We start from the raw sequence: 19,987 nt of genomic DNA, 5'->3' as shown, positions 1-19,987 counted from the left end.
GGCAGCCACCAACGCGCGAAAGCGCATACCTAACCCCATCATTTAATTGGATTCCAATGCCAAAGCGGCACACCAGGCCTCGCCACGCGAGCCCTGGGATAAAATTTTCAGCGAACGCCCGCTGTCTTGCGGGCTAATGGTAATGGTCAGGTCAGGCTTTGGCAAAAAGCCTGCACCTTTATCGGGCCATTCGATCAGGCACAGGGCATCGTCTTCGAAGTAGTCGCGGATGCCGAGAAACTCCAGCTCTTCCGGATCGACCAGGCGATACAGGTCAAAGTGGAAGGCGCGGATGTCACCGATCTCGTAGGGTTCGACCAAGGTGAAGGTCGGACTTTTTACCGCGCCGACATGGCCCAAGCCGCGAATGATGCCCCGCGACAGGGTGGTTTTGCCCATGCCCAGGTTGCCTTCGAGAAAAATCAGGCCATGGCCCTGGGTCACGCGGGCGATCCGTGCGCCAAAGTCGCTCATGGCCTGTTCATCGGCCAGGTACAGGGTTACTTCAGACACGGTGCTTGCTCCTCCAACAACTGACGAATGGCTGGAATCAGATCACTGGCCGCCAGCCCACGGCCGAATTTTCCTTGTTGCTGACCGGCATTGGCGTGCAGCCAGACCGCCAGACACGCCGCATCAAAACCGGCCATGCCCTGCGCCAGCAGCGCACCGGTCAAACCGGCCAGTACGTCGCCGAGTCCTGCAGTGGCCATGGCCGGATGACCTTGGTGACAAAGCGCCAAACGGCCATCGGGATGCGCAATCAGGCTGCCTGCGCCTTTCAACACCACCACTGCTGTATATTTTTTGCTCAGCGCCAACGCTGCCGCGGGACGATCCGCCTGCACGTCGGCGGTGCTGATGCCCAGCAAACGCGCTGCTTCGCCCGGATGCGGGGTGATCACGCAATCCTTGGGCAATTGAACGAAATCACTCGCCAGCAAGTTCAGTGCGTCGGCATCCCACACTTGCGGCAATGCCGCGTTGGCCGCCGCCGACAGTAATGCGCGGCCCCAACTGGCCTGGCCGAGGCCAGGACCGACGACCAGCGTCGAGACTTTTCCCAGCAAACCCATCAACTGATTGGCCGATGAGGTGCCAAGAACCATAGCTTCCGGCACACGGGTCAGGGCTGCTGGCACATGCTCGGGACGGGTCGCCAGCGAAACCATGCCCGCGCCGCTGCGCAACGCCGTTTCGGTACTGAGCAGGATCGCCCCGCCAAATCCGTGATCGCCACCGATCAGCAACACATGGCCAAAACGCCCCTTGTGCGACGCCGGCGCGCGCGGCGCCAATCGAGGAAGATTAGCGGCATTGAGTCGCTGGGCGCGGACAGGAATGTCACGGTAAGTTTCCGCTGGCGCCTGCAAATCGTTGAACAGCAGCGCGCCGACATGATCCGCCGCGTCACCGGTGAAAAGCCCAAGCTTCAGACCAATAAAGGTCACCGTGAGATCGGCACAGACCGCGACACCCAGCGCTCGCCCAGTGTCGGCACACAATCCGGAAGGGATATCGACCGCAGCAACCGGCAAACCACTGACGTTGATCGCATTGATCGCGGTGGCATACGGCTCACGCACGTCGCCGCTCAGGCCGGTGCCGAGCAGGGCATCGAGGATGACCCCGCGCAACTCACTGTCAGCGCTCCAGCCCTGAATCGCCACACCGTGCGTCGAGGCCTCGGCATGGGCTGACGCCGCGTCGCCCTGCAATTGCCGGGGATCACCGACCGCCAACACCCGCACAAGCAACCCGGCTCGCTGGGCCATGGCCGCGACCAGATAACCGTCTCCCGCATTGTTGCCATGCCCGGCCAGCACCGTCAGTTCAGTCGCCGAAGGCCACTGTCGCACCAATGCGCGCCACGTCGCATGGGCCGCGCGCTGCATCAATTCGAAGCCCGGCGTACCGGCAGCAATCAGCCGTGCATCGAGTTCGCGCACCTGTGCGGCGCCATACAGCGCGTCGGGTAATTCATCTTTCGTATGCGGCATGCGTCTTCGGGCTCCGATGTCTGGCAGAATTATACGCACCTCAGCTCCGGTTTCTCTCGCCTCATGTCCGCCATCACCACAGACCTGCCCGCCCTCGCCCAATCGATCAAGGATTGGGGCCGCGAGCTGGGCTTCCAGCAAGTCGGCATCAGCGGCCTGGATCTGGCCGAGCATGAGCAGCACCTCGCGCGCTGGCTCGAGGCCGGCTACCACGGCGAAATGGACTACATGGGCGCCCATGGCAGCAAACGCTCGCACCCCGAAGAACTGGTGCCGGGCACGTTGCGCGTGGTCTCGCTGCGCATGGACTACCTGCCCGGCGACACGCAAATGGCGCAAATGCTCGCGCAACCGGAAAAAGCCTACGTGTCGCGTTATGCCTTGGGCCGCGATTACCACAAATTGATCCGTAAACGTGTGCAGCAATTGGCCGACAAGATTCAGGCGCAGATCGGCCCGTTCGGTTTCCGCGCGTTTGTCGACAGCGCCCCGGTGTTGGAAAAAGCCATCGCCGAACAGGCCGGGCTGGGCTGGATCGGCAAAAACACTCTGGTGCTGAATCGCAAGGCCGGCAGTTATTTCTTCCTGAGCGAGTTGTTTGTCGATCTGCCCCTTCCGGTGGATGAACCACACAGCACTGAACATTGCGGCCGCTGCACCGCGTGCCTCGACATTTGCCCGACCAATGCTTTCGTCGGTCCCTACGTGCTGGACGCGCGGCGCTGCATTTCCTATCTGACCATCGAGCTGAAAACCGCAATCCCCGAGGATCTGCGGCCGCTGATTGGCAATCGCGTGTTCGGCTGCGATGACTGCCAGATCGTCTGCCCGTGGAACCGCTTCGCCAAGCCCTCAGGGGAAAGCGATTTCAAGCCACGGCACAACCTCGATAATGCCGAGTTGGCTGAGCTGTTTTTGTGGGACGAAGAGAAGTTTTTGAGCAGCACTGAAGGTTCGCCGTTGCGGCGGGCGGGGTATGAGCGCTGGTTGCGGAATCTGGCGGTAGGATTGGGCAATGCGCCTTCAACGATTCCGGTGCTGGAAGCGTTGAAGGCTCGACGGGATTATCCGTCAGAGTTGGTCAGGGAGCATGTGGAGTGGGCGCTGGAACGGCACTCCAGACTTTCGAATGCATAAAGGGCAAGCAAAATACTCAAGCCGCTCACATGCGCGTTGTATCAATGCTTTTAGCCGTTTTCATCATTGTGTTGGTCTGCCCGTCGGACAAATGGCCGCCCGCCTGCAAGACTTTGCAAACTCGCTGTTTACTGTCCTCTAGAAGGTAAATACGCTCCCCACGTCCTTTCGTCTTCGCAAAAAAAACATGCGTTACTTTTCTTCCAGCGCCGACGGGGCCGAACTCCTCGTACAGCATCTCGGACTCCGCCGCTGCTTGGCTGGCGGACTTATTGCCTTCCACGAGCTTGTAGAAACCTTTAGCCCTCTCCTCATTAATTTCAGACACGAAATTGTCTTTTTTGGCCCTATGCAATTGCCAAGGTTCGTCCGGCACTGTCTCCACGGGCGCATTGGCTTTTTTGGCCGCAGCCTTGGCGCCTTTTCCACCCTTCTTTAAATATTGCCCCGCTTTGCCTGCCCCCTTGCCACTGAGCCCTTGGCTAAAGGCTGAAGCCATCTTCCTGCCAGCATTCACAGCAGCTTTTGCACCTGCCGCCATACCTGCACCCAGCGAAGCCAGCCCAAGACCAAAACTGATCCAGCCCAATATCTCGCCTGCTTGAGAACCCGGTGCCAGCTCATTGGCCAGCTCGCTGGCGATACCCGCCAAACCTGAAGCAACCGCCAGCCCCAATGCCGCCACTGCCCATGGCGTCGCCGCGCCCATCGTTAGTACGCTGGCCACAACCCCGAGAATACTGAGTCCGATGCCCAGGATCGTTTGCCAGGATATATGTCCGGTAGGGTCAACACGATTGACAGGGTCGCCCAGGCAATAACTGTAGGCATTCAATCCGCCCGCGCCGAACGGGCTCATGCTGTCGGGGGCGAGAAAACGCATCAGTGTCGGACTATAGGCTCTGTAACCGTTACCCAGCAGATACAACCCGGTCACCGGATCCAGCTGCTCGCCGTTGAACCCTGCCAGGCTGAACAGTCCACCTTCGGCAGGGCGATGCCCGTAAGGGCTGTAGGCGCAATCGGTGAGCTGTTCCTTGCCCAGCGTTGCCAGCACGCTTTGCTGCTGGTCGGTACAAAACAGCTGCGCGCCGGCGTTCGAACCGAGTTGCTGTTGCCCCACAAGCGCTCCACCGTGACGCACAAAACTGGACGAATTTTCACCACTCACCTCATTGGCGACCCGGCCCGCATGGTAGTAACGCTGCGTAATCACCTTGTCGGGTTGCGACAGTTCGACCAGATCGTCGAAGCCGTCGTAATGGTAGCCACGAATGACTGATCCCCCTGCGCTGGACAATTGCTCAAGACGTCCGAATGCGTCATAGGCCAGGGTTCGCGCCTGGTCGTCCTTGATCATCCTGCCGTTGGCGTCGTATTCCAGTGTCACTGCCGGTGGATAGTCGGCATGGGAATGTTTGACTGCACTGAGCTGTACAGGATCAGGATTGTCATAACTGAAGGTGGTCAGATTCATGCCCAGCGGGAACTTCGTCTGCACGGTCAGAATGTTATCCAGCGCATCGAAGGTGAACGTCTGCCGGACAATTTCCTTGCCATACGGATCGCGGGGCTTTTGGGTGCCAGCACAGTCGTACTGGATCAGTCGCCCGCGCACATCGTAGGTGAATTGTTCGTCGCGCAATAGTTGCGTGCCGCGCCTGGAGACTTTCTGCGCCAGTTTGCCGGCAAGCGTGTAAGTCGATTCCAGCGTCTGGTCGGGCTGGCCCTGAATCTCGAACGTACGACGGGTTTCACGACCGATATCGTCATAGGCAAACCGGGTGATCATCTGCCGCTTGGTCGACGTTTCTTCGGTTTTCGTCCAGTCCAGCATCCCCGTCTGGATGGCGTAGTGGAATTCGGTTTTCAACGAGCCCTGTGAGGTGGATAGCAGGCGGCCATGCTTGTCGTATTCGGATCGGCTTTCGGCTCCGAGTACATCGACATGGGTGATCGGTCGTCCCTGCAGGGACCAGGTACTGGACGTTGATTTTGTGATAGCGCCGAAGGTCGTCGTTTCGGATTTGAGGCGTCCGGAAGGGTAATAGGTAAAGCTGCGCTCCCTGCCGTTTTCGGTACAGGCCAAGGGATTGCCACTGGCGGGGTCGTAAGTCAGGTTCGTGAGCAATGCACCTGACTTGCGCTCCGTCAGCACACCGCCCAGATCGCGCAAATAAGTGAATTCGGTTTTTGTGCCATCAGCACTCTTGTACCACTGCGGCTGAGTGAAGCCCGCTTCATAACCCGCCTCGGACTTTCGTCCGCCTACGGTACTTTGTATCAAACGATCCAAACCATCATAAGTTTGCTGCCCCAACACCGTGTCACCGACCTTGATGCCGATCGGTAGCCCGGCATCGCTATGTTCGGCGTAGTCGGTCACCACCGTATTGGAATCAGGCAGGACAATGCGGATTATCCGGTCAAAAACGTCGTATTCATATCGAGTGATATTGCCGACAGGATCTGTCTCGCTGGTTGTGCGCCCCAACCCATCATAGGTGTAAACGATTTTGCCGAGACTCTTGCTCTTCAGATTGAAGCTCTCGACACTCAGCGGTTTACCGAAGTCATTGACGAGGGTGAGTGTCTTGCCCATCCCCTGGAGCCAATGGGTTTGCTGGCGAAGAACCGGATTCGCCTCGCTGTGTTCGATACGCCCGTCGGCATGCAGCGTCTTGCTGACCTGGCCCCAGGAATCGAATTCGTAGCGGGTACTGAGCGGATAAGGCTTGCCGTCACGCCAATCGGTCAGCGTCACTTTCACCGTGTGACCGACCGAATCATGCAGGGCAGAATAAATCGTGCGAGCCTGAATAAGCCCGTCCTTGTCAGGATGGTCGCAGTCCTTTTCCTGAACGGTGATCACCCGCTCCAGGCCGTCATAATTCACACGTTGCTCACCACCGACGGGATCCGTGGTCACCATGGTCGCCGGTTGCTGTTTACTGGCGGCCAGATAGGCAAACTGGGTAGCGGCCGCATAAGGGCTCCCGGAAGCAACCGTTTTGCGCACTGCCCGGCCGATGGCGTCGTATTCATGTTCGACGTGCTCGCCATCGACACCGACCTCTGACATCAGTAATCCGGTCAGCGTCGAAAGCACTTTCTCACTGGTCTGTAGCGCACCGTCGAATCCACATGTGCTGGACTTGACTCGCAACCTGTCACCCTCGAGTTCATAGGAAAACCCGGTAGAGGTTTTTTTCTCATTGAGGGTGATACTTTGCTGTTTCGTGGCACCGTGCTTGAGTGGGTCCTTGGGCGTATCCAGATAGCTGCGTTCGGTTTTCGAGCGTAAGACTTCAACATCTGCCACAACTTCGTAAAAACGTTCCGCAACCGGCAACACGAATGCCAGCTCCGCCCCCTCCAGTGCAGTATGCAGCGCATAGTCGTAGTACGTGACAGTCGAAGCCCCACCCGACGCGGCAGCGGTAACCGTTCTCTTTTTCGGGAACCTTGAGAAACCCAGCGGATCCTCTGGGCAATTGTCTCCACCACCTACCGGATAAAATTCCGTCGAAGTCGTCACCCCACTTGGCTCAATGTGTTTGAGCAAGTTGCCTTCGCCATCGAACTCGGTGACGGTGGTTTCCACACGCTGCTGTTGGGTGCGTCGATCGAGGTGAGTCACCGTATGGACTTTCGGCATACGAAACTGAGCAGCCTGCTCATTGAAAGGCTTGGTGACGGAGCAGTGATACTCGGTGGCGGTGGCGATCTGGGCGTCACCGCAGGTTGTAACCTCAGCCACCAACAGATGGAACTTGTTGTAGGTGCGTTTAATGCGCGTATGCACTTTGCCGCTCAGTAACAACTGCTCGTCCGAGGTATAGACATAGTGGCCGGGCGCCAGATAGAGCGGGTCCAGGTCATTATCCTTGGCGGGGAGGAGGCCCTGCCCAAGGAAGTTATGGTCGGAGTACGTGTATGTCTTGCAGAGTCTGGGTTGGCCGCGCCCTGGGTAGATATCGTGCGCGATAACAAACGGCAGTGTCTGTTCCGCGCCATTTACGAAGCTATGACCTTGCCGCTTGTAGCGAATGATTTCTACGCCGCGTAGCGGATTGACGACTCGGTGCAAATAGCTGCCCTCGTCGATGACTTCATATTCCAGCTCCCAACCTTTACCTACCGGAAGCTCGATTGCCGTTACCCGAGCGTTTTTCAAGATCAACTTGTAGTCGGAACTGGAAGAGGTATCGGGATACCGGGTCAACGTTACCTGACCTGCATTGCGGGTGATTTTCAGCAGGCATTGTTTGGCGTCACGAACTTCGGCCAACCTGGGGAACTGGTTGAACATCTCGTGCTTCAACGCGATGCTTACACCGTTCGCCGCGATTATTTTTTCCGCTACGGCGACCTGAGTGCCAGCCAGGACCTTGAGCAGTTCACGCCGACCATCCTTGTATCGAACTTCATAGCGCCCTGCTCCGGTCACCAGCACCTTTGCCGTTTGCAGTTTCATTTCCTTGAACTTCAAACCGGTGGACGTTTCCACAGCCTTGTAACGCTCACCGTTGGACAGCGTCATGACTTTGCTGCGCAAGTCGTAATGGGTCAGGGTCAAAGACCAGCCAATGCCAAAACCAGAGTCCGCCTGGTTGAGCGGATTGAAACCCATTGAAAGTGCAAGCTCAGGACCATTGAGATCCGCCGAGTGCAACTTTCCTAACGAAAACGAGCACGTATACATGCCGGTGCGGGGATCCACACCTCCGGAGACAAATTCACCGAAGTTGAAAGCATTTGAATGAACAGCGGCAGATAAATTACTTTCCATTGGAAAACGTCCTTTTATTTCAAGATCCAGATATTGACTCGTAAACTTGGCCAGCAAACATCGCTGACCACATTATGAAATCAGACAATCTGTTTCATTGGTCGCTTGGACTCACCCAGAATAAAAGTGCGCTGCTCTTTATTACCTTCGATACACAGCCTGTGTACCGAGCCAAACTCATCGATCACTGCAAACTCGAATGAACCCTCGCTTTCCCGCCCCACTTGCAGGTCAGCGGAAATATATTGAACAAGCGTCAGTTGCCCAGGCACATTGTTGATCGGCACGTTCATGATACCGAGGGGACTGCGGAAATTTGCTTTCAGGCCGTAGATGGGTGCCATGTAACCGTAAAAGTTTCTGCGCCCGTCGCGAGTACCAGGAATGTTTCCGGAGGCATAGACTTGCACCGCATCTTCGGAATCATAAGGATCAAGTTTTACCTCACTGCTGTACCAGTCAAACAGGTGAATCTGCCTGCCGTCCGCGTGCAGCCCAATGTGATGACTTTGAACCCAGTCATATTGTGCTTTCTGCTGTCTGCTACCATATTCATTGAATGTAAAGCTCTTCAGCGAATATTCTTTCGGCGGAATTGCCTCCAGCGTAACACTGCTGTCAAAGCCGATTCCGTTACTTCGCAATAACACGCCATCCACGAGAATTTCGGCGGCCACTTCCATGATTCCGGGCCTGGTGGCCGAAACCCAAAACTGGAAAATCTGCACGGGATCAGAGTCGTCACTTATCCGATTGTGCGTGGCACGTGGTACTTCGGTAATCCGCGGTGCACCGCCCGACATTTCGTGAGCATAACGATTTTCCTGCAGCGATACATTCCAGTCGCCTTCCAGAGGGCGCGCGCCGTTATAGGCGATCAACCGCAGTGATTGCAGGGCGGGATGCCCATACAGAGATGCGCCATCGCCATTGTTATCGATCCCGTGCAGAAGCACCAAAACACGCACCTGCATGCGCCCGTTGGCATAAAGCACTTTATGCTGGCCCGACCTTGTGGCATCGAGTTTAACTTCGATACGGGAAATACCAATTTGCTCATCAAACATTTATCAATACCTTGCTGATTAATACACTTCGCCCTCTAAGGACCCAGCAAACTATTGACGCTCGCTTTAAATAAGAACAGCCGCGACATTCGACAAATTATGAGAAAGTAATATTTCAACATCAACCCCAACAGCTCTCACAAATGCTAATACATTCAACAATCGCAGACCACATCAAGCGAACTTCAACCACACTCCGCCTGCCCCTTTGATTTCAGCACTCAACAATCTGCTCCCCTCCTGACCTCAACTGCACAGAATCAAAAGAGGAGCCAACGGGCAGTTTATTCTTGTCAGGTTATGTTAGAAAAACAAAGGAGCGGTTACTTCCACCAATATTCAGTCACTGTCTGAACCTGTCGAGAATCCGCTTTCCGAGGACTCGCTATCGGAGTCAGACTCGAAAACCACCTCCTCCGTCTGGATTTCCACCTTCCGATCCATACTGGAGTTTTCAAGATACTGACTAATCCGTTGCCTTGACGCGTCACTCAGCGGATTATTCAATAAACCAATGAACAGATCCTGTGTATCGGGAATCTCGAACAATTCATATCCCACGTCAGAAATATTATTATCATGCAATGCCACAACCCCCAGTTTCCTGAGCGAATCTATGCCTGAAGGAACGCTGGAAAGATGTGCGTTGCTCAGCATTAATCCGGTTAAACCGGCCATGTAGCCTACATGCGGAACAACTGTCAGAGGATTGTTTGCCAGATTCAATCGGGTCAGCGTTTCGATTCTGGACAATCCTTCAACTGTGACCTCGGATAGTTTTAGCGAGCACCCGTCCAGCGTAAGTTCGCTTAACTGGCGCATTTGAAATATTCCCGACGGGAATCCTTCCATTTTTATACCAACGACTCCCAAATATTGAATATTCGGAAAGCTATCGAGAAACGCACCTATCCGTGCACCCGGTTCATTTGCGGTCAATATCAACTCTGCTACATATTCAAATCGGGCGGACAACGTTGGTAACTCACCCGAAAAATCAACATAGTGAGAAAAATAATAATCCCCCTCGCCCCACCTCGAAACCGACTTGCGCTGCCAGATATCTTGCAGCTTTGCGCTGAACTTCTCGCGAGCCAGGCGTCGTTCGGCAAGCGTCGACGCGCCCTCTGGTTCCGACGTCCGCGTATGAGGTGATGCCCCTTCGGCAGTCCATATCGCCAATTCATTACGCAATGTCACAAATTCTTTTTCCAGGCGCAGCAATACGCCGGAAGGATCACTCTTCAAGCGCTCGGTGATAAATGCCGTCACCTCCTGATCTGGAAGATGCGGATAAAGATCACGCACACGGTCGGCAACGGACTTGGTCGATGTCAGGTTGTTGTCGCCGCCGCCTCGCAACTGCCCCGTTTGCCGGTGTTGTGCAGTGGCAGGATCAACGGTAACCGCAAGCGGCGCCATCCCCAACAACTCACTCACGGTTTGGCGTGATGGCAACGGCTGCGCACGGACCCACTGTTGCAACGCCGCACCACCAACTTCTGTCACACCCAGCAACTGACGATGCCCGGGCGACAACAGAAACCAGATGGTTGAATACAGGTCCTTCGATTTCCGAGGTGATTGGGCGTCGCGGCTCTGGAGGACATAGCCATCATCCTGACGGATCAGTATGTGACGAAACGGCGATCGGGCCTCGCCGATAGCGCTCAGGACATGCCCGTCCATCGTCCCTTGGCGAATCTCGACACGCGTTTGCCGCGGCCAATTCGCCAGATTTCCGAGCATATGCAGCACTAACCGATCAGTGTCCGGGTTGGCTACGGCCTCTAAGTGAATGCCTTCCACGGCCCTTGCCAAGCGAATCTCTCGCAGCGCCACCAGAGCCTCTTTCGCCACTCGCTGAGGCATGCCTGGCTGGTTGTGCATATGTAAACGCTCGGCAGCGCTCATATTGCGCCATATCGCCAGCGCAGCCGTTTTCGGTAGATGTGGAAACACCCGGCGCATCCGTAAAGTGTTTTCATCGCAATCGGATTCAAAGGCATCTTCCAGATCCTTGAACCGCCTAAATTGCTCAGGGGCGGCCCCGCGTCCCTGCGCCTGAATCGTCTGATCAAGTTCCAATCGCCTGATGGTGTCCTCCAGTAAAAAAGGCGCAGGGCGGTCATGAATGAGCACATCGCGCAGCACTGATTCATTGACCCCGCTCACGGCCAGCACACGTGCAACCATGACGGCGGAAAATTGCCCCACGGAACGGCCCATCCGGCGAAAAAGTTGTGCGGTTTGTACTGAGATTGAGTCAGTGAAGGGGGGGACATCGCTGTCCAGCGGAGCCCAGAACCGGCCTTCGCTGTCCGGCTTCAATAGCGGGCCGGAGGGGTCGAGTTCACTGGCCAGCGTGGCGCGAAACAGCCCGCTCTTAGCGTCCAGCACCACTTGCACAACATGGTCATCGGCCACGGCCACGTACTGGCGCTGCTTCACAATCCTGATGCCTTGCGCATCGGTTTCATCGAAGGTTTTGGGTGCAGGTATGCAGTAATCTGCCAGTGAGTACTTCGCGGCATGCATCGCGAACTCATCGATCGCAGATGACCTCGGGTTCACGCTCACTCTGATCGCTGGCGTCACTGCGATCGAGTCAGACCCGAAGGAAACGGGCAAAGCTTCGAGGTGATGGGGTATAGGCAGGTGCGGCATTGCTGAAGAGCCGGACGGTGGCCGGCGAGCACCGTCTACGCTGAATTCGTGGGTTTTGATTGGGGCAGGTACAGGTTTGACCTTTGGCGGTTTGCCAGTCATGGCTGCTCATCCTTGAGATATGGCTGCGTTGGCCCCGCATACAGAAGGGCCAACACTCGATATAAGCAAAAGCACTTTGAATGCAATTACCTGATAATTGAACACCACAGCTTATCGGTAGTTGCCATGCCAAAAAGCATATATATCTACTACATCCACTGGCATTGCATCAGTGAAGGTGAGTCTTAGCCTCGTTCCAGATATAAATTTCGTTCGTAAAAGTTCACGCGAATCGCCAGCCTATGCTCCGTACCGTGTTCATCAATGGCAAGAAAGTGAAGCTTGTCTCCGTACTTGGAACTTTTACCGGCTTCCGAGTATTCGGACAGGGCTTGCACGACGGTTAGCTCTCCATCGCTCTGGACCTTCACATCATAATGCTCTCGACCCCATGTATGGGCGTCAGGAAAAAAGGTGTATACAAAAGGATCTCCGTTAGCCGGCAAGATCACAGTCACCCTTTGTTTTTCAGGGCGAACAAGAATGACCTCCATATAATTGGTTTTTATTTCATTAAGTCTGTTCCCCCCCGCAAATTTATGGTCAACGCCTTCTCCTACTCCGTCTACAACCCAATCGACCAGTTTGATCTGCTGCCCTCGCGGATAGAGCCCAAGACGGTGGTTCCAGATTCGATTGCCGGGCAATTCATCGCCGCGCCGGGTTTGATACCAGCGAAATTCTTCGATGGAATACGCCGATGGAGGTTGTGCTTCGATGGTTACACTACTGTCATGAACACTGGAGAGTGTCGTTCCATTACTGAGAATCCTCTCACCGTTCAGCGACAGACGCGCACCAATCTGGGTCGTCCCGGCGCTCGATGAGGATACCCAAAACGTTCGGACCTGAGGATGGACGCTGTCATTTTCCGGATCGTTGTCGGGAGCGTCTCCGGCGGTGGTTGAAGGTCGTGCCTCAATCGTAAACCGCCCTTGATCGGTGCTTGCGACCCAGCCGTCGCGCAACGTCTTGCCAGTGCTGTAATGAATCAGTTCGATGCTTTCCATTACATCTGCAGGCACGTGCATGGCATTGCCGTTGGCGTCTACCCCGGAAACCAGAACTTGTACTTTCACCTGCATCCGGCCATTACCAAACAGCGACTTAGTGCGAGTATTGTCGCTCGCATCAAACTTGACCTTCATAATGGCAAGGCCTGCGAGTATGCGCGCAGTGGTTTGCTGATCGTGTGTAGCATCCATGCTTTCGCTCATGATGTGTTCCTTCGAAGAGTAATATTTAAATGTCGACATCGAAAATATGCCAACAAAAAAATTACAGACCTTTCAAATAAACAGCAAAGCGAAAAATGTAAGAAACATACGCTTGCAAACCTCTAGTGGCTTACAGACTTTTATCTGGCAAACAACTATTTTCCGGCGACAAGCATCAAGGCTCGTCGTTATAAACAAACTTGGGCATTTCCCAATGAAAACGGATGGCCAGCAGACGTAACAAGAACCCGCCGAACAGCGTAATCAGAATGGCTTGTTCACCGGGCACATTCAGATAAAGACACAGCATGTAGCACCACGCTGCGGCGAAGGAGACGCTCGCATACAGTTCGCGGCGAAAGATCAGCGGAATGTCGTTGCAGAAAATATCGCGCAAGATGCCACCGAACACCCCCGTGATCACGCCGCTGACCGACGCCACCAGCATGCCGTGGCCCATTTCCAGTGCGGTCATGCAGCCAATCAGGGTGAACGCCACCAGACCGACGGCGTCGAGCACCAGGAACAGCGAACGCAAGTGGCGCATCCAGCGCGCGGTGAACACAGTGAACATTGCCGCGACCGAAGTCAGCACCAGGTATTCCGGGTGTTTTACCCAGGTCAGCGGATAATGCCCGAGCAGCACATCGCGCACCGAGCCACCGCCCAAGGCTGTTACGCAGGCGATCAGTACCACGCCAAACCAGTCCATGCCGCGCCGCCCGGCAGACAGGGCGCCAGTCATGGCTTCAGCGGTGATGGCGATCAGATAGAGCATCAGCAACATGGTGGCGATCCAGGCAGGAAGGCGCGCAGTCTAGCCATTTCAGTGCGGCACCAAAAGGGGGCAATCGCAATGCCCGCCCCCATCGCCAGGCATCAGAACTTGATGAAATGCTTGCGGTAGTGCTGCAACTCGGCGATCGACTCACGGATGTCGTCCAGCGCCAGGTGTGTGCTGCCCTTCTTGAAGCTATCACGCACGTCCGGTGCCCAACGCGCGGCCAGTTCCTTGAGCGTGGAGACGTCGAGGTTGCGATAGTGGAAATAGCTTTCCAGTGATTTCATGTGGGTATAAAGGAAGCGGCGATCCTGACAGATGCTGTTGCCACAGATCGGCGACTTGCCCTTCGGTACCCATTTTTCCAGGAAGGCGATGGTTTCAGCTTCGGCTTCGGCCATGCTGATTCGGCTGTCACGCACGCGCTGGGTCAGGCCGGAGTTGCCGTGGGTGCGGGTGTTCCACTCGTCCATACGCGTGAGCACTTCGTCACTGTGGTGGATAGCGATCACCGGGCCTTCGGCCAAGGTGTTCAGATCACTGTCGGTGACGATGGTGGCCATCTCGATGATGACGTCGTTTTCCGGATCCAGACCGGTCATTTCCAGGTCGATCCAGATCAGGTTCTGCGGGTTTTGCATATGTCGGCTCCTAGGCAATGCTGCGCAGTTTAGCCTAGGCCGGTGGCCGGGCGTGCTAAACTCGCGGCCGTTTTACCTAATCGCTGCATTCTTCAGACGGAACACCCATGGCCAAACGCCAACTCAATCGTCGTCAAAACTGGCGCATCGAAAAGATTCAGGGCGAGCGCGCTGCACGCGCCGCCAAACGCGAGTCCTCGGCTGTCGAAGCCCTTGAGGGCGGCGACCTGGGCCCGGAACAGACCGGCCTGGTGATTGCCCACTTCGGTGTACAGGTCGAGGTCGAGGCCGTTGACGGTGATCAGGCCGGCCAAGTGTTCCGCTGCCACTTGCGCGCCAACCTGCCTGCGCTGGTAACCGGCGACACAGTCGTCTGGCGTGCCGGCAATCAGGGCATCGGGGTGATTGTCGCGCAACTGCCGCGCACCACCGAACTGTGCCGCCCGGACAGCCGTGGCCAGCTCAAACCGGTAGCCGCCAACGTCGACATGATCGTCATCGTCTTCGCGCCGCTGCCTGAGCCGCATGCCAACCTGATCGACCGCTATCTGGTTGCCGCCGAACACGCTGGCATCCGGCCGCTGCTGCTGTTGAACAAATTCGACTTGATCGACGAGCAGAACGCCCCAGCACTGAATGCGCTGCTGGCGGTGTACCGCACACTCGGTTATCCGGTGCTTGAAGTCTCGGCACACCACGGCAACGGCATGGAACAACTGCAACAGCAGCTCGACGGGCGCATCAGCGTGTTCGTCGGCCAGTCCGGTGTCGGCAAGTCGTCGCTGGTCAACAGCTTGCTGCCTGAAGTGGAAACCCGTGTCGGGCCGTTGTCCGAGTTGTCCGGTCAGGGTACGCACACGACGACCACTGCGCGCCTGTTCCACTTCCCTGGCGGCGGTGAGTTGATCGACTCCCCGGGTATCCGCGAATTCGGCTTGGGTCACGTCAGCCGCGCCGATGTTGAAGCCGGTTTCATCGAGTTCAATGACCTGCTCGGCACCTGCCGCTTCCGCGACTGCAAGCACGACCGTGAACCGGGTTGTGCACTGCTCAAGGCGCTGGAAGATGGCCGCGTGCAGCAGCAGCGGATGAACAGCTACCGCTCGATCATCGCCAGCCTGCCGGAAAACGGCTACTAAACATCTGCACCGGCAGTACCTCGCCCGAGGGCTGCCGGATGTCGGACTACGCCTGACAACCCCCCGATTCCGTTAAACGCCAGACTTTTCTTACAGGCCCGCACACGCCTGCTTGCAGGACATTTCTCTTTCACCGCCCAACCCTTGTAGGCAAGCTCCAGATGCCTAGATTGGGGTCCTCCTTCGCACCTTCGCGACCTTCGAGGAACCCCATGCAGACCTATCACCTGTTCATCAGCCATTCGTGGAACTACGCCCACACTCACGACAATCTGGTACGCCTGCTCGGCGCCAAGCCGGATTTCAGTTTCAAGAATTTTTCCGTGCCGCCACATAACCCGATCCTGGGCGCGCAGACCGACAAGCAGCTCGAAGAAGCCATCGAAAACAAGATTCGCCCCTGCTCGGCGGTACTAATCATGGCCGGGATGTATTCGACCTACAGCAAGTGGATCAACAAGGAAATCGAGATCGCCAAACGCATGGGCAAGGTGATCATCGCGATCAAGCCATTCGGCGCCGAGCGCATTTCCGCCGTGGTACGTGACGCGGCACACGCCGAATGCGCGTGGAACACCAATAGCATCGTCAGCGCGATTCGCCTGCATACGGCGGTGTGATTATGCGCAAGGGACTGTTTATCGGCATCAACCACTACGACTACGTCTCGCCGTTGAGCGGTTGCAACAACGACGCAATGGCCATGGCTTCGGTACTGGAGCGTCACGCCAACGGGCGCCCGAACTTCAGCAGCAAAGTGCTGACGTCGGCCGAAGAACAACTAACGCTCAAACACATGAAACAGCAGATCCAGAGCCTGTTCTCAGGCGACTGTGACGTGGCACTGCTGTATTTCGCCGGTCATGGGCAGTTCGACACCAGCATCGACGAAGGACTACTCATTCCCCAGGACTATCAGCCTGGCGGAGACGGTATTCGCATCAGCGACATTCTGGAATGGGCGGACAAAGCCCCGCACATCAAGAATAAAATCATCATTCTCGATTGCTGCCAGGCCGGTGCAGCAGGCGCCCTGCGCAACCTGCGCGGCGGCAGCAGTGTGATCGGCGAAGGCGTGACCATTCTCACCGCCTGCAAAAAAGAACAGTACGCCCTGGAAAGCCGCGGTCACGGGGTATTTACGGATCTGTTGCTGCAAGCGCTGCATGGTGGCGCCGCCAACGTACTCGGCAAGGTCACCCCCGGTAGCGTCTATTCGTTTGTCGACAATGCGCTGGGAGCCTGGGAACAGCGTCCGGTATTCAAGACCAATGTTTCGCAGTTTGTGCCGCTACGCGAGGTCGCGCCGCTGATCGCCGAAGAAACCCTGCGCAAACTCAAGGACTGGTTCCCGGAACCGAGCTTCGTTTTCAGACTCGACCCCAGCTACGAGCCCACCGAAGCGCAGTTCAACCCCGAGCACGGCGACATCTTCAAGCAACTGCAAATGTGCAATCGCCACAGCCTGATCGAGCCCGTGGACGCCGAACACATGTACTACGCCGCCATCAACTCCACCGGCTGCCGCCTCACCGCCCTCGGCGCCTACTACCGCGAACTCGCCATAAAAGGACACTTCTGATGCCCGTATTCATCAGCTACCGCCACATGGATCGCGCCCACGCCATCGCCATCAATAGCCGCCTGATCCAGGCCAACATCAAAACCTACCTCGACGTGCTCGACCCCGAGTCGCAGACCACCGACGACATCACTGGGGTCATCACCCGCAACATCACCGAATGCACGCACCTGCTGGCAGTGGTCTCGGAAAAGACTGCGTTATCGTGGTGGGTGCCGTTCGAAATTGGCGAAGCGACCATCAGCAACCGGCGGATCTGCTCGTTCAAGACCGGGCCGACGGAGCTGCCGTTGTATCTGGATAAGTGGCCGAAGCTGAGCACGGACAGTGATCTGAATTTCTTTATCGACGCGTATCGCGAGGAAGTGTCCAACAAACGCTCGATGACGCTGGATTCGAGCAATGAATCCTTTAGCGGCACCTATAAGCGCAACGCCGAGATTTTCCACGAACAACTGAAGAACCGGATTCGGCGTGGGTTCTGACAGACGTAAAAAAGCCGCGATCATCTCGCGGCTTTTTTTTGCCTCACACGCTGGCCGGCGGTTTTGGCACAACCACCTTTGGCTCAGGCTTGCGAAACGCATACAGATGCTGACGCACAATCCCGCCCGGCAGTTCCTTGCCAAACACGCCATAACGCACCGGCCATTCCTTTGGCGGCAGCTTGAACGTCCCGAAGAGCATGTCCACCAGCGGCGTGTGGATCGCGTAGTTTTTGTAGATGTAGTCTTTGTGCCGAGCGTGGTGCCAATGGTGATAGCGCGGCAGCACGATCAGGTAGTTCAGCCAGCCGCCGTTGATTCGCACGTTGGCGTGGGCCAGTACCGCTTGAACACCGACCAGGATCACATAGGCATTCAACGCTTGCGGCGCGAAGCCCAGCAGCATCAATGGCACCAGCACGCCAGTGCGGGTCAGCAGGATTTCAATGAAGTGCACGCGGGAGCCGGCGAGCCAGTCCATGTGCGTACTGGAGTGATGCACCGCGTGAATGCGCCACAGCCATGGCACTACATGGTAGAGCCGGTGCAGCCAGTACTGACCGAGATCGGCGACCAGTATCGCCAGCAGAAACTGCACAACGAGCGGCAGGCTTTGCACGCTCGCTTGCAAGCCCGGCGACATCGCCCAACCGGCGATGTAACTCGAAGAGGCGGTGATGAAAATCAGGATGAACTGCACCAGCATGTGGCTGACGAAAAAGTAGGTCAGGTCGGTGCGCCAGTGCGGGCGCAGGATGTTTTGCTCGGGGTCCTTGGAGTAGAGTTTTTCCAGAGGAATGAACACGATGGCCGACACCAGCAGCGCCAGCACAAACCAGTCCAGACCGAGCGAGTACGGCGTCTGCCCGATCGCGCTGACCTGGACATTGGTACCGCCCAGAAACACTGCCAGCCCCGACGCCACCAATCCGGTAATCCCCAGACGTTTGCGCTTGTTGAGCAGGATATTCAGGGTGCCGAGGCTGAACGACAGCACCAGACCGAGCAACAGCGTGGTGCGCGCAAATTGCTCGTCATAGACTTTGCGCAGTTCAGCCGTGGTCAGCCATTCCGGGAAGAGAAAGCAGAGTACCGCCAACAGGCTCAACAGCCCGAGGGTGGCTGATATATAGCCACTGACCCGCCCCTCACCAAACTTGAAGGGTGCGTTGCCGTGCCGCTGAAAATAGGCTTTGAGTCTTTCCATAACTGATCTTCCGTGATTGCGAATACTGCGACTGCTCATTGCGACGCAGGCAGAAACAAAAAAGCCACGGTGACCGTGGCTTTTTGTGAATCACTGCTTGGGCGTGGGAGCCGGTGCAGTGGCTGGCGGAGTAGCGGGAGCAGGCGCCGCACTCCCCGGCTCGGCCGGTTTCGGTGCGGCGTCGTCGAACAGATTCAACCGCTCGCGAAGCTCGTGCGCCGGCACCGGTTGTTGATCCGCCGGCAGCGCGTTCGGATCAACCGGTGTCGCCGGCGCGTTGCCGTTCTGACTCTGATCCGCCGGTTTAGCCGCGTCGGCACCTTGCGCACCTTCGATGGCCGCCTGGGCCTTCTTGGTCAGCACGACAATATCGATGCGGCGGTTGACCGGATTGAATGGGTTTTCCTTGTCGAACAATGCCGACGAGGCGTAACCCACTACCCGCGCCACTTGCGCATCCGGATAACTACCGGCAACCAATGCACGCCGGGCAGCGTTGGCACGGTTGGCCGACAGCTCCCAGTTACCGTAATCACCGGTACCGATATAAGGCTTGGCATCGGTGTGGCCGCTGATACTGATCTTGTTCGGCACCGCTTTGATGGTGTCGGCCATGGCCAGCAGGATGTCTTCGAAGTACGGTTTCAGGCGTGCAGAACCGGAGTCGAACATCGGCCGGTTCTCGGCGTCCATGATCTGGATGCGCAAACCGTTCGGAGTGATCTCGAAGAGGATCTGATCCTTGAACTTCTGCAACTGCGGGTTCTCGTCGACCTTGTTCTGCAGTTCTTGCAGCAGCAGTTCCAGACGTTCCTTCTCGACCTGCTCGGCCATGCCTTCAACCTGTTCAGTATCGACCGTAACCTTGTCAGGCTGCGGCTGCGATTTCACTTCCGGGTTAAGGGTGTTTTCCGGGGCCAGGGTCGGCGTGCCGCCCAAGTCGATGATGTACGGCGTGCCGCTTTCGGAGAAGCCGACCGGGTCTTTGAAGTAACCGGCGATAGCGATCTTCTGCTCGGGCGTCGCGGTGGACAGCAGCCACAACACCAGGAAGAACGCCATCATCGCCGTGGCGAAGTCGGCGAAGGCGATTTTCCACGCCCCGCCGTGATGCCCGCCGGCTATGCGCTTGACGCGCTTGATGATAATCGGCTGATTATTTTCCATGAC

The 19,987-nt window shown here is 56.7% G+C and carries 15 protein-coding genes; 5 read left to right on the top strand and 10 right to left on the bottom strand.

What is annotated here, in order from left to right; translation table 11 throughout:
- Positions 1 to 42: 42 nt before the first annotated feature.
- Positions 43 to 513 carry a tRNA (adenosine(37)-N6)-threonylcarbamoyltransferase complex ATPase subunit type 1 TsaE gene (tsaE, locus tag CKW26_RS01985; RefSeq protein WP_016985707.1) on the bottom strand — a complete coding sequence of 157 codons (471 nt, stop codon included), beginning with the start codon at positions 511 to 513 and terminating at the stop codon, positions 43 to 45.
- Positions 501 to 2,000, bottom strand: a complete 1,500-nt coding sequence (locus tag CKW26_RS01980) for an NAD(P)H-hydrate dehydratase (RefSeq protein ID WP_095047297.1) — start codon at positions 1,998 to 2,000, stop codon at positions 501 to 503. Before CKW26_RS01980 ends, tsaE begins: the two co-directional genes overlap by 13 nt.
- Positions 2,001 to 2,063: 63 nt before the next feature.
- On the opposite strand from CKW26_RS01980, the gene queG reads away from it, so the two are divergent.
- Positions 2,064 to 3,137 (top strand): tRNA epoxyqueuosine(34) reductase QueG, encoded by a 1,074-nt coding sequence (queG, locus tag CKW26_RS01975; protein ID WP_095047296.1) that lies wholly within the window; start codon positions 2,064 to 2,066, stop codon positions 3,135 to 3,137.
- Positions 3,138 to 3,162: 25 nt separating this feature from the next.
- On the opposite strand, the gene CKW26_RS01970 is transcribed toward queG, so the two are convergent.
- From CKW26_RS01970 to orn, 6 genes are all read right to left on the bottom strand, one after another.
- Positions 3,163 to 7,986 (bottom strand): RHS repeat domain-containing protein, encoded by a 4,824-nt coding sequence (locus tag CKW26_RS01970; RefSeq protein ID WP_218251717.1) that lies wholly within the window; start codon positions 7,984 to 7,986, stop codon positions 3,163 to 3,165.
- A gap of 23 nt (positions 7,987 to 8,009) precedes the next feature.
- Complete coding sequence (locus CKW26_RS01965) at positions 8,010 to 8,996, bottom strand: hypothetical protein (RefSeq protein ID WP_095047294.1); 987 nt, start codon at positions 8,994 to 8,996, stop codon at positions 8,010 to 8,012.
- A 339-nt stretch (positions 8,997 to 9,335) separates the two neighbouring features.
- The gene (locus CKW26_RS01960; RefSeq protein WP_095047293.1) at positions 9,336 to 11,765 is read right to left on the bottom strand and encodes a DUF6543 domain-containing protein; all 2,430 of its coding nucleotides are present in this window, start codon (positions 11,763 to 11,765) and stop codon (positions 9,336 to 9,338) included.
- 185 nt (positions 11,766 to 11,950) lie between these two features.
- Complete coding sequence (locus CKW26_RS01955; protein WP_095047292.1) at positions 11,951 to 12,982, bottom strand: hypothetical protein; 1,032 nt, start codon at positions 12,980 to 12,982, stop codon at positions 11,951 to 11,953.
- A gap of 175 nt (positions 12,983 to 13,157) precedes the next feature.
- Positions 13,158 to 13,769, bottom strand: a complete 612-nt coding sequence (locus tag CKW26_RS01950; protein ID WP_093430171.1) for a trimeric intracellular cation channel family protein — start codon at positions 13,767 to 13,769, stop codon at positions 13,158 to 13,160.
- Between the two features lie 92 nt (positions 13,770 to 13,861).
- Positions 13,862 to 14,404 carry an oligoribonuclease gene (gene orn / locus CKW26_RS01945; RefSeq protein WP_095047291.1) on the bottom strand — a complete coding sequence of 181 codons (543 nt, stop codon included), beginning with the start codon at positions 14,402 to 14,404 and terminating at the stop codon, positions 13,862 to 13,864.
- 107 nt (positions 14,405 to 14,511) lie between these two features.
- Between orn and rsgA the strand changes: the two genes are divergently transcribed.
- The 4 genes from rsgA (at position 14,512) to CKW26_RS01925 (ending at position 17,610) form a co-directional block, all read left to right on the top strand.
- Positions 14,512 to 15,543, top strand: coding sequence for a small ribosomal subunit biogenesis GTPase RsgA (rsgA, locus tag CKW26_RS01940; RefSeq protein WP_016985702.1), 1,032 nt, complete (start codon positions 14,512 to 14,514; stop codon positions 15,541 to 15,543).
- A gap of 212 nt (positions 15,544 to 15,755) precedes the next feature.
- Positions 15,756 to 16,163: a TIR domain-containing protein gene (locus CKW26_RS01935; protein WP_095047290.1), complete on the top strand. Its 408-nt coding sequence runs from the start codon at positions 15,756 to 15,758 to the stop codon at positions 16,161 to 16,163.
- A gap of 2 nt (positions 16,164 to 16,165) precedes the next feature.
- Positions 16,166 to 17,125, top strand: coding sequence for a caspase family protein (locus CKW26_RS01930; RefSeq protein ID WP_095047289.1), 960 nt, complete (start codon positions 16,166 to 16,168; stop codon positions 17,123 to 17,125).
- Positions 17,125 to 17,610: a toll/interleukin-1 receptor domain-containing protein gene (locus CKW26_RS01925; protein ID WP_093430168.1), complete on the top strand. Its 486-nt coding sequence runs from the start codon at positions 17,125 to 17,127 to the stop codon at positions 17,608 to 17,610. Before CKW26_RS01930 ends, CKW26_RS01925 begins: the two co-directional genes overlap by 1 nt.
- A 43-nt stretch (positions 17,611 to 17,653) precedes the next feature.
- Here the strand turns inward: CKW26_RS01925 and CKW26_RS01920 are convergent, their stop codons facing one another.
- Both CKW26_RS01920 and motB read right to left on the bottom strand, forming a co-directional pair.
- Entirely contained in the window at positions 17,654 to 18,817 is a 1,164-nt protein-coding gene (locus CKW26_RS01920; protein ID WP_095047288.1) for a sterol desaturase family protein, read from the bottom strand.
- A gap of 90 nt (positions 18,818 to 18,907) precedes the next feature.
- Entirely contained in the window at positions 18,908 to 19,984 is a 1,077-nt protein-coding gene (gene motB, locus CKW26_RS01915; RefSeq protein ID WP_095047287.1) for a flagellar motor protein MotB, read from the bottom strand.
- Positions 19,985 to 19,987 lie beyond the last annotated feature (3 nt).

It is taken from the genome of Pseudomonas sp. Irchel s3h9 (genome assembly GCF_900187475.1).
Lineage (GTDB): Bacteria > Pseudomonadota > Gammaproteobacteria > Pseudomonadales > Pseudomonadaceae > Aquipseudomonas > Aquipseudomonas neuropathica.
Note: the sequence above shows the minus strand (reverse complement) of the source record. Positions and strands in the feature narration are given on the sequence as shown.

Bases quoted from the DNA above. Each gene is read 5' to 3' on its own strand.
- CKW26_RS01925 (WP_093430168.1), top strand. From the start codon at position 17,125: ATGCCCGTATTCATCAGCTACCGCCACATGGATCGCGCCCACGCCATC.
- rsgA (WP_016985702.1), top strand. From the start codon at position 14,512: ATGGCCAAACGCCAACTCAATCGTCGTCAAAACTGGCGCATCGAAAAG.
- CKW26_RS01930 (WP_095047289.1), top strand. From the start codon at position 16,166: ATGCGCAAGGGACTGTTTATCGGCATCAACCACTACGACTACGTCTCG.
- CKW26_RS01955 (WP_095047292.1), bottom strand. From the start codon at position 12,982: ATGAGCGAAAGCATGGATGCTACACACGATCAGCAAACCACTGCGCGC.
- CKW26_RS01980 (WP_095047297.1), bottom strand. From the start codon at position 2,000: ATGCCGCATACGAAAGATGAATTACCCGACGCGCTGTATGGCGCCGCA.
- motB (WP_095047287.1), bottom strand. From the start codon at position 19,984: ATGGAAAATAATCAGCCGATTATCATCAAGCGCGTCAAGCGCATAGCC.
- CKW26_RS01935 (WP_095047290.1), top strand. From the start codon at position 15,756: ATGCAGACCTATCACCTGTTCATCAGCCATTCGTGGAACTACGCCCAC.
- CKW26_RS01920 (WP_095047288.1), bottom strand. From the start codon at position 18,817: ATGGAAAGACTCAAAGCCTATTTTCAGCGGCACGGCAACGCACCCTTC.
- orn (WP_095047291.1), bottom strand. From the start codon at position 14,404: ATGCAAAACCCGCAGAACCTGATCTGGATCGACCTGGAAATGACCGGT.
- CKW26_RS01950 (WP_093430171.1), bottom strand. From the start codon at position 13,769: ATGTTGCTGATGCTCTATCTGATCGCCATCACCGCTGAAGCCATGACT.
- CKW26_RS01960 (WP_095047293.1), bottom strand. From the start codon at position 11,765: ATGACTGGCAAACCGCCAAAGGTCAAACCTGTACCTGCCCCAATCAAA.
- CKW26_RS01965 (WP_095047294.1), bottom strand. From the start codon at position 8,996: ATGTTTGATGAGCAAATTGGTATTTCCCGTATCGAAGTTAAACTCGAT.
- queG (WP_095047296.1), top strand. From the start codon at position 2,064: ATGTCCGCCATCACCACAGACCTGCCCGCCCTCGCCCAATCGATCAAG.